At 38.6% G+C, this 16,028-nt stretch carries 14 protein-coding genes; 7 read left to right on the forward strand and 7 right to left on the reverse strand.

What is annotated here, in order from left to right:
* The first annotated feature begins 267 nt into the window (after positions 1–267).
* The 7 genes from J2743_RS06720 (at position 268) to J2743_RS06750 (ending at position 5,637) form a co-directional block, all read left to right on the forward strand.
* On the forward strand, positions 268–831 hold the full coding sequence (locus tag J2743_RS06720) for a GNAT family N-acetyltransferase (RefSeq protein WP_209625812.1): 564 nt from the start codon (positions 268–270) through the stop codon (positions 829–831).
* Positions 806–1,504, forward strand: a complete 699-nt coding sequence (locus tag J2743_RS06725) for a class I SAM-dependent methyltransferase (RefSeq protein ID WP_209625813.1) — start codon at positions 806–808, stop codon at positions 1,502–1,504. Before J2743_RS06720 ends, J2743_RS06725 begins: the two co-directional genes overlap by 26 nt.
* Positions 1,505–1,673: 169 nt before the next feature.
* Complete coding sequence (locus J2743_RS06730) at positions 1,674–2,351, forward strand: energy-coupling factor ABC transporter permease (protein WP_209625814.1); 678 nt, start codon at positions 1,674–1,676, stop codon at positions 2,349–2,351.
* A gap of 338 nt (positions 2,352–2,689) precedes the next feature.
* Positions 2,690–3,364, forward strand: coding sequence for a cobalt transporter CbiM (cbiM, locus tag J2743_RS06735; RefSeq protein ID WP_209625815.1), 675 nt, complete (start codon positions 2,690–2,692; stop codon positions 3,362–3,364).
* Positions 3,361–3,660 (forward strand): PDGLE domain-containing protein, encoded by a 300-nt coding sequence (locus J2743_RS06740; protein ID WP_209625816.1) that lies wholly within the window; start codon positions 3,361–3,363, stop codon positions 3,658–3,660. Before cbiM ends, J2743_RS06740 begins: the two co-directional genes overlap by 4 nt.
* 89 nt (positions 3,661–3,749) lie before the next feature.
* Positions 3,750–4,580: a cobalt ECF transporter T component CbiQ gene (cbiQ, locus tag J2743_RS06745; protein WP_209625817.1), complete on the forward strand. Its 831-nt coding sequence runs from the start codon at positions 3,750–3,752 to the stop codon at positions 4,578–4,580.
* An 85-nt stretch (positions 4,581–4,665) separates the two neighbouring features.
* Positions 4,666–5,637: an ATP-binding cassette domain-containing protein gene (locus tag J2743_RS06750; protein WP_209625818.1), complete on the forward strand. Its 972-nt coding sequence runs from the start codon at positions 4,666–4,668 to the stop codon at positions 5,635–5,637.
* 3 nt (positions 5,638–5,640) lie between these two features.
* Here J2743_RS06750 and bchH read toward each other — a convergent pair whose 3' ends face one another.
* From bchH to J2743_RS06785, 7 genes are all read right to left on the reverse strand, one after another.
* Positions 5,641–9,249 carry a magnesium chelatase subunit H gene (gene bchH, locus J2743_RS06755; RefSeq protein ID WP_209625819.1) on the reverse strand — a complete coding sequence of 1,203 codons (3,609 nt, stop codon included), beginning with the start codon at positions 9,247–9,249 and terminating at the stop codon, positions 5,641–5,643.
* Between the two features lie 83 nt (positions 9,250–9,332).
* A complete protein-coding gene (locus J2743_RS06760; protein ID WP_209625820.1) occupies positions 9,333–10,862 on the reverse strand; it encodes an ABC transporter ATP-binding protein in 1,530 nt (509 codons plus the stop codon).
* Between the two features lie 4 nt (positions 10,863–10,866).
* Entirely contained in the window at positions 10,867–11,640 is a 774-nt protein-coding gene (locus J2743_RS06765) for an energy-coupling factor transporter transmembrane component T family protein (RefSeq protein WP_209625821.1), read from the reverse strand.
* Positions 11,637–12,188, reverse strand: coding sequence for an MptD family putative ECF transporter S component (locus J2743_RS06770; RefSeq protein WP_209625822.1), 552 nt, complete (start codon positions 12,186–12,188; stop codon positions 11,637–11,639). Before J2743_RS06770 ends, J2743_RS06765 begins: the two co-directional genes overlap by 4 nt.
* A gap of 113 nt (positions 12,189–12,301) precedes the next feature.
* Positions 12,302–14,095: a magnesium chelatase subunit D family protein gene (locus J2743_RS06775; RefSeq protein WP_209625823.1), complete on the reverse strand. Its 1,794-nt coding sequence runs from the start codon at positions 14,093–14,095 to the stop codon at positions 12,302–12,304.
* A gap of 226 nt (positions 14,096–14,321) precedes the next feature.
* Positions 14,322–14,831, reverse strand: coding sequence for a FeGP cofactor biosynthesis protein HcgF family protein (locus J2743_RS06780; RefSeq protein WP_209625824.1), 510 nt, complete (start codon positions 14,829–14,831; stop codon positions 14,322–14,324).
* A 209-nt stretch (positions 14,832–15,040) separates the two neighbouring features.
* On the reverse strand, positions 15,041–15,679 hold the full coding sequence (locus J2743_RS06785; protein WP_209625825.1) for a hypothetical protein: 639 nt from the start codon (positions 15,677–15,679) through the stop codon (positions 15,041–15,043).
* Between the last annotated feature and the right edge of the window lie 349 nt (positions 15,680–16,028).

Raw genomic sequence — 16,028 nt, forward strand, 5'->3', positions numbered from 1 at the left:
TTCCTTTGTTGAACAGAGAAAAAATTTTTCCAGTGATAAAAAGGTTTAAACGGTTCTGATGCCTTTCCCCTTCCTGCACTGTAAAAAAAAACCAAATATTGTATTCCATTATCCTATTGATCTTGATCCATTTTAAACTTATTCGGAAATTATATATAGATTAATGGCATTCTTATTAATATAAACAGATAAGTTAGTATTACTAAACAAATTAAAATCCCCTAGAAAGTAATAAAATGGGGAAACGATTTAACGGAAGAATTCATCATGAGCTATTTTAAAATAAAAAAGCTTCAAAAAGAACATATTTCCCCATACAATGTTAAAAAATTCCTTTTTAAGATGATCCAGGATGAGTTTGGTTTTGGATTCATCCCAGAATACCATCAAGACATCAAAAAAATGGAAGATTATTATCTTGATCCTGAAAGAAACAACTTCTTCCTGGCAATTGACCATGATACTGAAAAAATCATTGGTACCATTGGAATTAGAGCTTATGATAGGGATTATCCTATTTTTAAAGATTTATACAATCCTCAAACAACAGCCAGTTTATGGAGGGTTTTTGTTGACAAACCATGGCGTAGGAATGGGGTAGCTTCCGCTTTAGTCCACATGGCAGAGGATTTCTGCAGAAAAAAAGGTTATGATAAAATATACCTCCATACCCAGAAGACAGTGCATGGTTCTCTTGATTTCTGGATCTCCAACAATTACCAGATAGTAAATGACACCGGGAACCATCTAAAAACTGTTCATATGGAAAAAAATCTACGCAATATAACTTCCATCAGTGATAACCATGGTCTACTCATTTTCCAAGGATAAAATATGGTTTCTGGGAAGAGGGTGTCAGGAATACATGTCCATGTTCAAACTGAGTCCAGGATTCCTTAAAAATCAAAGAACACTAGACTGTGCAGCAGGGGCAAGTTCCTTTGTGCCGGTACTGGGAAACCAGGGATATCTGGTTACTGCTATAGACCCACTCTACGGAATGGACTATGAAACAGTACAGGAAAGATCCATTGATGATTTTTACACCCTAATCAAAGCCCATACTGGAATGGAGGATAAAGTGGACTGGGGATTTTTCCAAAACTCCAAAAATATGATTGAAGAAAGAATGAAAGCCTGCAAAAAATTCATTAACGATTACAAAGTTTTCAAAGGCATAAGATACATAAAAGGAAAACTACCAGAACTTCCCTTTAACAACAACCAGTTTTCACTCACATTATGTTCCCATCTTCTATTTCTCTACGACGACCGTCTGGATTACCAGTTCCACCTTAATTCCATCAGGGAAATGTTACGGGTGACTTCTGAAGAAGTGCGCATCTACCCTCTGGTCAATCTCCAGGGAAATGGGAACAAATCACACTTCGTTGGCAGGATAACTGAAGATCTGGCCAGTGACGCAGAGATGGAAATAGTGAAAGTTGATTACAGGTTCCGTAAAGGTGGGAATGAAATGATGAAAATTAAAAAAACAAATTAATATATTCCTAAGTTATTTGATACAGTCTAATAAGATTTATCTTTCACTAAAATAAATAATCATTGCCGTGACTTGATTATTCCTTTTTAGAATTTTGGAAATTTACCATTTGAAATGAAAGGTTGTAAGAACAGATATGACATTATAATTTATGGATTGAGGAGATACAATGAACATACCCGACGGTTTTATTCCATTGTGGCAATGTGGCCTGTATATAATTTTAATGTTCATAGCATGGATTTTCACACTTAAATGGCTGATTAAAAGCTTAGATAAACTTAAAAAAGAAAAATCTGACAATGATAAAATAATTTCATATGTATTTTTATTGATTTTTCTATGGGTATTCCTGTTCATTATACAGGCATTTTGCATTCCCGTACCCTTCGGAGTGGGTATAAGTTTGATGGGGGCTGCACTGGTAACCATAATACTTCGAAGTCCATGGGGTGCAGTCCTGGTTATGTCTCCCCTAATCATGTTACAGTGGTTACTATTTGGAGACGGTGGTATAACTACCATCGGTGTCAACATAATTAATATTGGAGTTATAGCCGGTTTTACAGGGTTTTACGTTTATAAGTTTGCTAAACCACTGGGAAAAATACCACAAGCCATAGTGGGTGGGTGGTTTGCTGGACTTTTATCCTTAATTTTTGCATCTTTAGCAGTTTCTGTGGAGATGTGGCTGGCTGGTACATTTCCATTATTAGAAGGAGTTATTTCCATGGGCATGTACTCCGCAGTGGTTGGAATTTTCGAAGGTATCATAACCATGGTAGGCTGTATTATCCTCCTGGTTTTAAGATCTAAGAATAAAAAAGTTAATAAACAAAATTCATGAAAAAATGGAGAAATCCCTTCAAAAAAATCATTGGATTAAGATTTGATGACTAAAAAGAGAACATAAAAAAATTATTTTGATATTTTAGCCATATATACAAATTAAATCCATAATCTACCTCCGTAGTATTGATTTCAATTTGTATAATTTAATAAGATTATTACTTTAAAGCATTTAAATCAGCAGATAGTAATACTAACGGAAAAGCTTATAATATGGACCAATGCAATAAACTTAATGGGAATAAGGCTTTTAAAGAGTATATTACCCCGTAAACACTACAATATGTAATACTTTTTAAAAGCTTTCATTTCTAAAAAAAATGGAGGTAAAAAAACATGCATATACCAGATGGTTTTATTCCACTGTGGCAGTGCGCTATATACTATGTTATTCTCATAGTGGCACTGTACTTCTCCCTGCAATGGGCCAGGAAGAATCTCGATGAGAAAGCAGTTCCCTTGATGGCAGTTTTAGCTGCAGGTATTTTTGCCATAATGTCGATGAATATGCCCATACCCTTTGGAACCAGCGGCCATATGGTCGGTGGTGCATTAGTAGCCATTGTATTCTGCGCTCCTGAGGCAGCAGTAATTGTGTTCACCCTGGTACTATTAGTACAGGCGCTGTTCTTCGGAGATGGAGGAATAACTGCTTTGGGTGCCAATGTACTTAACATGGGTATTGTCGGGGGTTGTGTAGGACTTTTCACCTTTAAAGGTCTAAGAAAACCAATAGGTAAATATCCTGCCATAGCTATCGCCGCATGGTTATCCATATTCCTGGCAGCTGAATTAGCTGCTGTTGAGATGTGGTTGGCCGGAACTTTCCCACTTGTCGCAGGATTAGCATCTATGGGAATATACCACTTCTTCATAGGAATTATTGAAGCAGTGTTAACCGTAGTAGTAATTTATGCTCTGGAAAAACTCAGACCCGACCTGCTTGCCTGGAATAAAAACAAAACATTAGGTGAACAGAAAACTGAAGAAAGTGAGGTGACTGCCAAATGAGCACCAATGACAAATACTTCGTTATCGGAGGTTTAATTATCTGTCTGGTGATAGCAGTTATGTCACCTTTTATAGCTTCACCAGATCCAGATGGTTTGGAGAAATCCGCCGAAAATGTTGGCGTGGGCGAAACTGAAGCCGCTCTCCAATCACCAATGCCAGATTACTCCATAGAAGGGTTAGAAAAAATTGGTGAAATAGCAGCTCTAGCTATAGGCATTATTATAACATTAATAGTAGCCTATGTTGTTGCCATGCTACTTAGAAGGAGAAACCCCCCAGAAACATCACCATAATCTCCCTCTTTATTTTTTTTATTGAATCCTTTTTTTAAGGTTAAAAGAGAATATAACAAAATGTTTTTTGCAAAAAGGAGATACTATTTATGAACGGAGTAGGCTCAGTAAGAGAGCTTGAGAAAGAAACTGACAAAGAAAGCCCCCTTCATTCCATGGATGGAAGAGTCAAACTAATTTTATTAATATTCATTATTGTTTATGCCGTATTTTCCACTCAAATAGCAGTTATGATATTCCTGGAAAGTTACCTTTTACTGTTGATTTACATATCCACTGTTTCATTTAAAACCACTGTAACCCGAGTTCTGTTACTTCTACCTTTTGGTGGTTTCATAATAGCATTTCAACCATTTATTCATCCCGGTAATGTGATCTGGTCTGGTGCTTTCGGTATTCAAGTCACTGATGGTGGTTTGATGTGGGCAGCTCTTTTAATGTCCAGGCTCATAGTGGCCCTTACATCCATTGTACTTTTATCATCAATAAGTCCCATGCAGGAAGTGGTGGAGTCCTTCCGAAAACTTGGTATGCCCAGGGAGTTTGCCATGATACTCAGCCTCATGATCAGATTTCTCTTCATGTTCTATGATGAACTGCACCGCATATCCCATGCTCAGAAAGCCAGATGTTTTGATGCTTTTAACAACAAACTCCCCTACAAATGGAGGATGAAACAGTTGGGTTACACTGTAGCTATGATGTTCTTACGAGCCTATGAACAGGGGGAAACCATTTATCTAAGTATGGCTAGTCGGGGATTTTCAGAAAAATCCAAACTCTACCATGATCGAAAGAAAAAAATCGGAACTCATGAGTATGTATTTATTGCCTCCACCCTGGGAGTGGTAGTCTGTCTGCAAATTTTAGCCATGTTCTTCTTTTATCAATGGGGATTCGTGGGGATAAACATTGCTTAAATAATTTGAATTAAAATTATTCTCCAATAATTTGGATAAAAAATAAACAAGAGGATGTTAAATGAAATCTATGAGGGAAATTTAAATGGTCAGAACAATAATACAAACCGAAAACATGAGTTTCACTTATCCTGACGGCACTTCCGCCCTTCATAATATTAATATTGAAATAAAAGAGGGTGAAAGGGTGGCCATTGTTGGTTCCAATGGTGCTGGTAAATCAACCCTTTTTGCACATTTCAACGGGATAAATCAACCCACTTCAGGCTTGATAAAAATTGATGGTCAATCTGCAGTTTATGAAAAAAAGGAACTTCTCCAAATCCGACAAAAAGTGGGCATTGTATTCCAGAACCCTGATGATCAGCTATTTGCACCCACTGTAGTGGAAGATGTGGCCTTCGGGCCCATGAACCTGGGACTATCTGAAGATGAAGTTGATGAAAGAGTAGAAGAGGCCCTAAAAATGGTAGGAATGACTGGGCTGGAAAAAAGAGCCCCACACCATTTGAGTGGTGGTCAGAAAAAACGGGTTGCCATTGCCGGCATTCTAGCCATGCGCCCGGAAATCATGGTATTAGATGAACCCACCACGGGCCTCGATCCCAAAGGTGTAGACCAAGTCATGGAAATTCTTTATAAACTAAACCAAGAAGATATGAGCATTATCATCGCCTCCCACGATGTGGAGATGGTCACCCAGTTTGCGGATAAAATATTCGTACTCCACGATGGCGAGATCATTGGCCAAGGCACTCCTGAGGAGATCTTCAACAATTATGAAACCCTTAAAAAAGCCCATCTCCGACCACCTAAATCAGCTGAACTCCTGCATTTACTTAAAAATAATGGAGTGGAATGTGAAGTTAAGTTAACAGTTGAAGAAGCATATCATGAGATATTACATGCTATTGGAGCAGAATCTTTTCACAAAGTGTTGCACTTGGTTAAAAGCCAGTTACATCACCGGCTTCTGCATGAATTAGGTGAGGAAAACTATCATAAAATGTTGCATGTGCTGGAAGAAGAGCACGAAAATCATAACCTTAGAAATTAAATGTTATTCTACTTCCGCATCCATATTCACCACCAAATCCCTTAACTCTCTTATTTTTTCCTCATCAACTTCCCAGTATCCTCTTCGTTCAGTTTCAAGCAGTGTTTCTCCCATTTTAACAGCAGCGTATGGATTATTTTCCAGTATTTTTTTCCTCATTTCTTCATCAAAGAGGAGTTTGTCAGCTGCTTCGTCAAATAACCAGTTTTCAACCTGCCCAGTGGTGGCTGCAAATCCCAGTAGGTATTCCAAATTGTCCTGAAGTTTCTGAGCACCATGGAATTCATGGTTTAACATTCCATCGATCCATGCCGGGTTTAAAAGACGGGTTCTTGTGGCTCGCTGGATAGTTTGGGATAATCCTTCCACCCGAACTTCTTCTTCTGTGGAGTCCACCACCAGTACATCTGCTTTTTCACCCCGTTTATTTTCAATGGTACGGGAAAGCCCACCCAGAAACTCATAGTAATGATCCAGGTCAGTAACCTCATATTCAGTGTTATCCCTTTCTTGCGTGACCATATCCACCCTGGAAAGTGCCCGGTTGAATGCTTCCTCGCTCTCGGTGATGGTACCCTCCTGATATGCATATTTCATACTGTCCTGGTAGCTTTCTACCAGTTCTTCCTCCTCTTCCCATTTACCAGTTTCCACCCGGGTGCGCATGCTGGTGGCATACTCAGTGGGTGCTGGACCAAAGACACGGGCCATGGCCAGATCACCTAACTCCTCCGCATCTTCCAGGTAATGTTTACGGGGATAATTATCCTCAGGATCTTCTTCCAATCTAGTTACCCTTCTAACTGCACGGTTAATAAAATCAATATGAGTAGCTAGGGTATCCCGGAATATGCCACAGATGGTGATGGTCACATCGATTCTGGGTCTTCCCAGTTCCTTTAATGGTATAACTTCAATGTTTTTGAACCAGGCCCCCTTTTGATGCTTGATACGCATCCCCAATAGAGCCAAAATGGTGGCTATGGTATCTCCACCTGTTTTAAGGGTTTCAAAACCCCATAATACTATTCCAACCCTCTGAGGGTACTGGCCATGTTTTTCCAGATAAGATTTGACTAAGAGTTCTGCAGCTTGCTGACCCCTGGCTTCTGCTGCTACTGTGGGTATCTGACGGGGATCAAATGCATACATGGCTCTTCCTGTAGGATAAACCTCAGGATCACGTATAGGGTCTCCACCCCGACAGGGCATAATATATTGGCCATTTAAAGCATTTAATAAACCTTCAGCTTCCCTGGAATCAGTTATATTACCTATGATTTCTTTAACATATTTCCCATATCCTTCAGGAAAATAAGCTGGGACATTTCCCTCAATTAAGGATTTAATTAGTTTTTTGGCATCTTCTTCAAGTTGATTATCTTTAATTTTTCCAAGTTGTTCTTCCCCTGTTTTTTTATTTTCTTCCTGTGAATCTAATATTTTTAAAATAGGAGGATATTCACGTTCAATTCTTAGAACTCCTAGAAGATAATCTACCAACTGTTCAGGGGCAGGTTTACTATCTAATATGTGCAGACCGTGAGGGATGAGTCTTTTTTTCATCCTGTAGAGTTCCATTGATATTTCATCAGGATATACGGGTAAGTGGAGTTCTTGAGCCTTCTCTTCAATGATTTTAAGGGTTTTTTCATCATAATTTTCATTGTATTGGTCTAAAAGTTCTTCAAGATTCAGATAATCCTCGTATAACCCTGAACTTTTCATGGGAGGAGATGCGTGTGATATGCACTGGGCATAGGATCTTCGCTTGGCTATAGTTGATTCTGAAGTGTTTCCCACCCAATAGTAGTAAATATGAGGTAAAGTTCCAATTAAAAGGTCAGGGAAACAGGATGATGAAAGACCTACCTGTTTTCCCGGAGTGAATTCCAATGTTCCATGCATTCCAAAATGAATCACTGCATCGGCACCATAAACACTCTCTAAAAAGTAGTAATAAGCCAGGTACTGGTGATGTGGTGGTAGTTTTTTATCATGATAAGCAGTTTCTGGGTTTTCATGCACCCCTCTGCTGGGCTGCACACCCAAGAATATATTACTCAAAAATAGCCCGGGGAGGATGATTTCATCACCATCCACCATAACCTCACCTGGTGGTTCACCCCAACGAGATATCACCTGCTGTTGAACGTTTTCAGGCAGTTGCCGGAACCATACCACATAATCATCTTTTTTAACCCGTATTCCTATTTTTTGATGATATTTAGGGCTGTTTAGAACTCCTTCTTTCATGAATAAGTCTTTAAGTTTTTCAGAAGGAATATCTAAGTGGTAACCATTCTCCTGGAGTTTTTGAAGGAATATTTCCATACTGGCAAAAACATCCAAGTATCCGGAACCCGCCAGGTTTTCTTCACCAGGGGGATAGTTATAGGTTAAAATGGCTAATTTTTTATCTTCATTTTTCTTTCTTCTGAGGATGAGCCATTTTCTGATTCTTTCAGCCTGTTTTTCCATACGGTCTGGTAAGACTTTGATGAGTTTCACCCGTCCCAGTTCTGGGTCCTGGATGGTTTCCAGTCCTGCAGTAAATAGGGGTTCTATGGCTCCATCCAGTTCTGGCATGGTCACCCCCAGAATGATTTCCAGGGGACTGAGGTCATCTTCCCCAGCCTGCCAGTCATACACATCTGTTTCATATCCTCGCAGGCTCAGCAAATAGGGGGCATCCACTTCCTGGAAGTACTGGAGAGTGGGTTCTGTGCTGCCACCATAGGGGCCTCCATTGATCTGAAAGTACTGTAAGTTTATGAAAAGATCAATGTCTTTTAAGTATTCATTGATGGCCTGGAGGTTGTTTTCCACGTTGGAAAAAACAGACAGTACATTGGCATCCTCGCGCAGGTGTTCAAAAAATGCATCTGCTATGGGTTGGGTGTCATCAAAGTGCATTCCTCCATAAAAAAGCACACCTATGCTGGGAAGATTTTCATCATAACCCAGCCGGTTTTTATATTCCTCCAGATCCTGATAAATACCCTGATAAGGAAGGTATAGACCATAAAGCGGTTGTGGTAATGCTGGCGGAATATTTCCTAAACCATCAACTCCAGCAAAGTTCTGTAAAAGGAATAATATAAAGTTTTTCAGATTCGTAGAATCGTTTTGGCCATAATATTCCAGGGTTTGGAGCCATAGTTCCATATCTTTCCTTACTTCTGGTTCTAAGAGTTGTTCCATCTTTTCTGGTAAATCTTTCTTTTTCTGGTAACTTATGATATGATCCAGATCCAGATCATGTTCCTGGAATATTTTAATAACTTCCTCACCACGAAATTTTCCCATTTTTACCATGGAAAGGATCTGTGGACTGCCCCACACCGTTACCACCACGGTTTTATCTTTACCTTCCAGTATGGCTGGTAACTCTCTGGCCAGGCGGATATCTCCCCTGATATCTATTAATATAATATCAGATTCATCTACACTGTCTTCAACATCTTGTAAGGATACAGTGGGATCCTCATATTCTTCCATGTAAACTTTTCTTATTTTTACCAGATCACCATGTTCCTTTTTAATCTTCTCCATGGCATCTTTCAAGGATAATGTGTTGTTTATGGTAGTGAGGGCCAATATTTTCTTCATTACAATCTTCTCCTAAACTTTAAATTATTTTAAGAAACGAATAAAGTTAAATTTGATAAATAACAGGATATTCAATGTTTAAATCAGGAAATAACCTTATCTTCCACAATTTCACCTTTGGAAATTGAAATAATTCTGTTTACTGACTTTTTGATGAATTCTTCATCATGTGAGATTAAAATAACTGCCATACCTGTTTTTTCTAATTTTTTAACCTCGGATACCAACTGGTTCATGTGATAATCATCCATTCCAGTAGTAGGTTCATCTAAAATTAAAACCTGAGGTTTTCTAGCTATTAAAGCAGATATGAGTGTTCTTTGCTTTTCACCACCACTTAAAGAATGTGGATGTCTTTCTTTTAACTTTTTAAGGTTCATGGAATCTATAACATCATTAACCATCTTGCCAATTTCAGAGGAAGTGAAACCTAACTCCTGTAATCCAAAGGATAGTTCTGTGTAAACACTGCTCATGAAAAGCTGATGATCAGGGTTCTGAAGAACCATACCAATTTTTCTGGCAGTGGGCAACTTTGAAGAAACATTACAGAACTTAATTATTCCATGGGATGGTTTGAGGAGTCCTGCCATTATGTTGGCCAATGTGGTTTTCCCTGAACCATTGCCTCCCACAATGCCTACCACTTCATTTTGAAAGATTGAAAATGACATATCATTTATACTGAAACCATTACCATAACTGAAACTTATATTTTCCACCTCTAAAACAGCATTATGGTTTTCATGATTACAGGTAGTCTGTTTATCCTTTTTTGAAGGGTTAGAGATCCCAGATGTATTGGATAATGTCAATCGACCATTATAGTCTTTATTAGAATGTTTATTAGTAAACTGTGACCTATTAACTAATTGAAGGTTTGGATTTCTGATTCCATAGTTTTCCCTTATAACTGGGTCATCCAATAGTTCCGGGCCTCCTTCCCGGATAATTTTTCCATCATCCATAATTATCAGTCGATCGGCGAGTTTTCTGGCATACCTAGTGCGATGATCAATTAGTATAATGGTTTTGCCCTCATTTTTCAATTTTTCCAGTATTTGAAATAGTTCACCAGCACCCTGGGGGTCCAAGTTAGATGTGGGTTCATCCAGAACCAAAACATCCGGATTAAGGGCCAGGTTAGCTGCAATAGCAACCCGTTGTTTTTGACCTTCTGAAAGCTGGAAAACATTACGCTTCCTGAAATCAGACATGTTTACATATTCCAGGGATCGGAAAACCATTTCATGTATCTCATCCTGATTTAGTCCAAGATTTTCTGGGCCGAACGCCACCTCATCTTCCACCCTGAGGGTAAAAAACTGTGACTCGGGATTCTGAAATATAAAGCCTAGATCAGGAGCAATTTCTGAGACCTGATGATCAAGAGTGTTTTTACCCTTCACCATAACTGTACCGTCCATTTCACCCTCCAATATATGAGGTATGGTACCGTTTAGTGTACGGGCCAGAGTTGATTTTCCACAGCCACTTTTTCCAGTGATAAAGACGAATTCGCCCTTATTTACCTGTAGATTGATCCTGTTGAGAACTGGTTTTTTGGTATGAGGGTAACGGTAGGTTAAATTAGAAACTGTAACTTCTGTCAAGCTTTTAACCCCCTATTTTCAGTAAAGATGCCTTATCCATAAAAAGAAGAATAAACCCTGACATAACCATGAAAACTGCAAAAAACAGATCATTAACACCTATTTTCAGAGTGTTCAAACTGGATCTTCCTTTTCCCCCATTGAAACCGCGGCTTTCAGCGGCAATGGCAATTTCATCAGATAATTTAAGTGTGCGGATTAAAAGAGGAATGATCATTCCCCTATAGAAATAGGAAGGTTTGCGGATGATGTCCCATAAAGATAGATTGATTCCTCTGAGTTTGAGTGCGTTCATTATAGCTCCTGCTTCCCGGGCCAGGGTGGGGATATAGCGGAGAGTGATGGTAAGGGTGAAACTTAGGGGTGCTGGGAATCGCATCTTCTCCAGTGCCCGGGCCAAGTTGTTGGGTGAAGTGGTGAAAGCAAACAATAATCCCGCCGTAATCATCACTCCAAAACGGGCAAAAAATGGACTGAAGGATACCAGTGAATAGTTCAGATTATCAGTTATTAAAGCTAGTACCACCACTGATATGATTCCAAAGGTGAAAAAAAGTAAAAGGAACCGCATCATACTTCGAAAAGTACGGGAAATGACGGTTAAGACAAGTAACACCATCTCCAAAGTCAGGAGGAATATAATGTTATCCAGGTAAACTGAAAGGAGAGTAACACCTAAAAGAAGTCCCATTTTAGTGCGAGGGTCCAACCTGTGGACCATGGAGTCTTCTTCCGGGTTTTGGGCGGTGAATGGTGAAAAAAAACTTTCTATGATCACTCACCAATCGCCCCTGCCTTTTTGAGTTCCTGAACTATTTTCGAACCAACAAAACCTCCCAGAACACCGAGGGTTGTGGTTATCAATGCTGATACCAGTATCAGGGTAGGGGTGAGAATGGTTTGAGAGAACCCGAAGAAAAAGGGAACTGTGAGGATTACAAAGGTTTCCACCAGTTGGTTAATTCCACAAGCTGTTATTAAAGAATTTCTAACCCCATATTCTCCATATTTAATTTTAATAACAGCATCTGCTGCTAAACCTCCCAGTACTGTGGTGGGGAGTAATGGTAAAAATGCTGGCATTATAAATCCACATATTATCCCATTTACTACGCCAATAATGGTGAATGTACCGATTTTTCCCACTTTAGCCAGTCCAATGGCAATTACAATGCTCACAAAAAATGCTGAAGCCACTGATTTAGCTGGTTCGAAAGGTGTGAATGCAGAGACACCCAAAATGGTAACAGCCTGTACAATGAACATTAAAGCTATTATCATGCCAATGAATGTCAAATCTCTGGTGGTAAATTTTTTTAAATTCATATATTATCTCCTTACTAAATTTTTTTGTCCTTTTTCTTTGTTTTTACCATTTTTTTTGGTCTTTCTGCAATCTATTATTGGTTTAATTCTACTATAAGCCCAAATCTTTGTCTTTAAACCACTTCATCCAAGTAAAAGTGTGGTGCTGTAAAACTAATGGAGATATCTTCCAAAACACCGATGCTTCTATTTCTAGTTTCAGCGTTGACAAAAACCATGTTAACACCATCAATCATTTCTGAAATGAGTTTTATATCTGTTTCAAGATTATCTTCCAAGAACACATTCCCGCGACCATCGGAAATCACCACCAGAGTGGGTGTTGCTCTTTTTTCAAGTTTAGCCATTTTCAGCGCCTGATATATAGCCGGAGTAAGGGGTGTTTTACCCCCAGTGGGTAAATTCTCCAGGGATTCTTCGATCTTATTCACATCTCTGGTTGGAGAAGACAATATCTCAGCATCGTCTCCCCTGAACGCCAGGAGTGCAATTTTGTTCTTTTTTTCATAAGATTCCTTTAAAAGGAGCCATGAAAGGCTTTTGGCAAACCCTATTTTCTTATCCATTCGCATGGAAGATGATGAGTCCAAGAGTATGATGTAGAGGGATTCCCCTTTACTAACACGAACCTTTTCCATTACATGTTCAGGCAGCACCACCAATTTTCCATTATTATTTTCCCGTGCTGCCTTGCGCACAGTGGCATCCACTGCCAAACTGGCAGGTTTCTTACTATCCCTGGCTTTCAGATACATTCCCCTACTCCCCGTGACTTTTGAACTATTTTTTCCCTGTAAGGCTCCTTTAACCTCCGTTCTGGTGATGTTCTTTTTCAATTGACGTTGTCGATCTATTTCAAAAGTTTCTTCAGGAGGTTCACCATGAATCATGTTTTCAATGGCCTCCTGGGTGAGAGGTTCATCTTTTTGGAATGGTAATTGCTTCATTCTATGTGGTAGAGCCATTAAGGCAGCTTCCTTAAGATCTTCTTCTGCTACCTCAGTTCTACAATCCAATGCTGCCAGTGCTTTGGATGTTTTTTCCATAACAATATCTGCTCTGTGGGTTTTTATGCCCAGACTGGTGATTATTTCCACTATCTTTTCCAGCATGTCCTGCGAAATCATTACCTGAGGTAGTAATTTCTGAGCCTGAATGATCTTATCCTGTAAGTTTTCCTGCTGGGTTTTGAATTTTTGTTCAAATTCCCATGGATCATGATCAAATTCGCGTCGGTATTGCATTACTTTGAGACGTTCTTCCTTTGATTCAAGAGCTTTAACTTCCACCGAGAGCCCAAAACGATCTAATATTTGAGGACGCAGGTCACCTTCTTCCGGATTCATGGTTCCAACCAGAATAAACCTAGATGGATGATGAATAGAGATTCCTTCTCTTTCCACCAGATTCACACCCATAGCTGCAGAATCAAGAAGTACATTTACCAAATGATCATCTAAAAGGTTCACTTCATCAATATAGAGGATGTTGCGGTTAGCTCGTGCCAAAATTCCTGGTTCTAAAGCTTTAATTCCTTTTTTTAAGACTTTTTTTATATCTATAGTTCCAATTACCATATCTTCAGTGGCTGATATGGGCATGTCCACGATTTCCATTCTTTTACTAAGTTTAGGGAGTGTGCCTCCATTTTTATATTTTTCCTGGCAAGAATGACACATTAATTTGATATCAGATGGATGGCAGTTAAAGGAACAACCTTCCACGATTTCTATTTCAGGTAACAGATATGAAAGTGAACGAACGAACGTTGATTTCCCTGTACCTTTATCTCCTTTTATGAGCACTCCTCCTATTGAAGGATCAATGGCATTTATAAGAAGTGCTTTTTTCAGTATTTTCTGCCCCACCATGGCAGTAAATGGAAATATAACAAACTTATGATGCATAACTGTATCACCCAATTTATACATGATTTATTTAGTTTAATTTCTCGTTAGAATTAACTAAATTCAATAATATAATATTTTCCATTTCTTTGTTATTATTACGTTTTGTAGAAATTAAAGAAAAAGATAATACAATCAAATATTTAAAAAAGAAAAATGGGATATGAAGTCAAAAAAGTTCATTAAGGCGTGACGATATTAACATCTTATGACATCCATTTATTTCTTATTGCTGGTTTAAAATCTGTTCAAGTAAAATCAGAGTTTTTTTCACCCCTGATCTTTGCCGTGACAGAAGTTGCTCGGAATTGGGAGAACACAAATCCGCATATTCATCTGAATTGATTCTAACCGTTTTATCCTGCGTCACAATTGATATTCCACCCCTACCGATCCCAGCTGTGGTTCCTATTCCAACATCGGCTCCAGAAATTTTTTTAACTGCTCGTGCCATTAGCAATGCCACTTCCTGGTCCTCTTTTTCATGATAAACCTTTATCCCATTAATGATTTTATGTGGTTTAGGTGGATCAACCTTTAAAACTGATTTGAGTGCACTGAGTGTGGGAATGAACATCCCACATAGAAGTATCACATTATCTTGAAAGTTTTTCAAGGATTCTGGCTTCAATACCTGGGGACCAAATTCTCCCTGATATCCTTGGGTACATGCATGTATTTCCCGGGCAATGATACCATGGGTGAAGCATTCGGCGGTGGCAACTGTAATTGTCATGATACATCAACCATCTTACAATGTTCTGGTAAATTCATTTAAAATGTTTAAATGCGGGTTTTTTTAAAATTAAATGTCTTAAAACACAAATTTTTAAAGTTAAATGTGTTAAAATGCAGTTTTTTGAATAGATATTATCAATGATTTTTCTTCGCAAGTACTGACAAGTTTTTTTATAAAATAACATGGCACTGATTTTTCCAGCGTGATTATTTCCCCAAATTGCGTGACTCCAATGCTTTTAATATTTCCATGGTCATTCTGTTTGCAATTTCATCCAGCATATAAGGAGTTACCGGTTCCCTATCCCTGATGAACTTTCCGGTGGTTACAACAGTATGATGATGGTTTATGCCCTGTTTTCTTAATTCATTGATAACTGGATTACTGCGGTCTGCGTCGGAGATTCCAATTACTTCTATTTTTTCATCTCCAATCCCAAAAACCCCTGCAGTACTTATGGTGGTTGCACCAATTTCATGCGCCCTTTTAATGATTGCCGCAGTGGTGGGAATAGTGTTTCCCCCGGCTATTTCCACACATACCACATCCCCATTTATATAATCCAAATTTTGCAGATTAATGTCTTTTCTGATGGGTATAACCTCTTTAATACCCCTAAGTTCATGTAGAAGGTCTACCTTGTATTTTCCTATGTTTCCTCCCAGGATTTTAAAAATTATATCTCCTGATGAGATCTTCTGGGAATCAATTGCAGTTATTTTTTGGGGCCCTCCCCGGTGTGTCTGGGCTAAATTGAGTCCTGTTCGTATTCCCAGTCTTCCCAGTCCCACCAGAGTTACGTGGCCTTTGGGAACCTTATTATTTTCCATTTCTTCTATTTTCATTTAATAGCCCTTAAAGAGTATCATCTCTTAAGATATTTCAATAATACTTTCTTAACTGAAGTGTTGGGTTAATTTTAGTTGTATGAATGTTTGTTTGTAGTAGGAGGGTTAATTTAAGTAGTAGTAATGACAGAAATAGAATTGAAGGGCATCCAAATCTTGTGATACATTTGAGCGAAAAATGTTTTTTTAATCTTCAGATGCCCTACTATTCATACAATATCCGGATTTTTCTACTCTGCAGTATTACATCCTTCTATTGAACTTTTGGAGGAGGTGTGATGAGGTAAAACCTCTCCAAACTAGTATTAGTACTAAGTACTATAAATACTTTATCTTAAAAAAGTAT

Source organism: Methanobacterium petrolearium, from assembly GCF_017873625.1.
In the GTDB taxonomy this organism is placed as follows: Archaea; Methanobacteriota; Methanobacteria; order Methanobacteriales; family Methanobacteriaceae; genus Methanobacterium; species Methanobacterium petrolearium.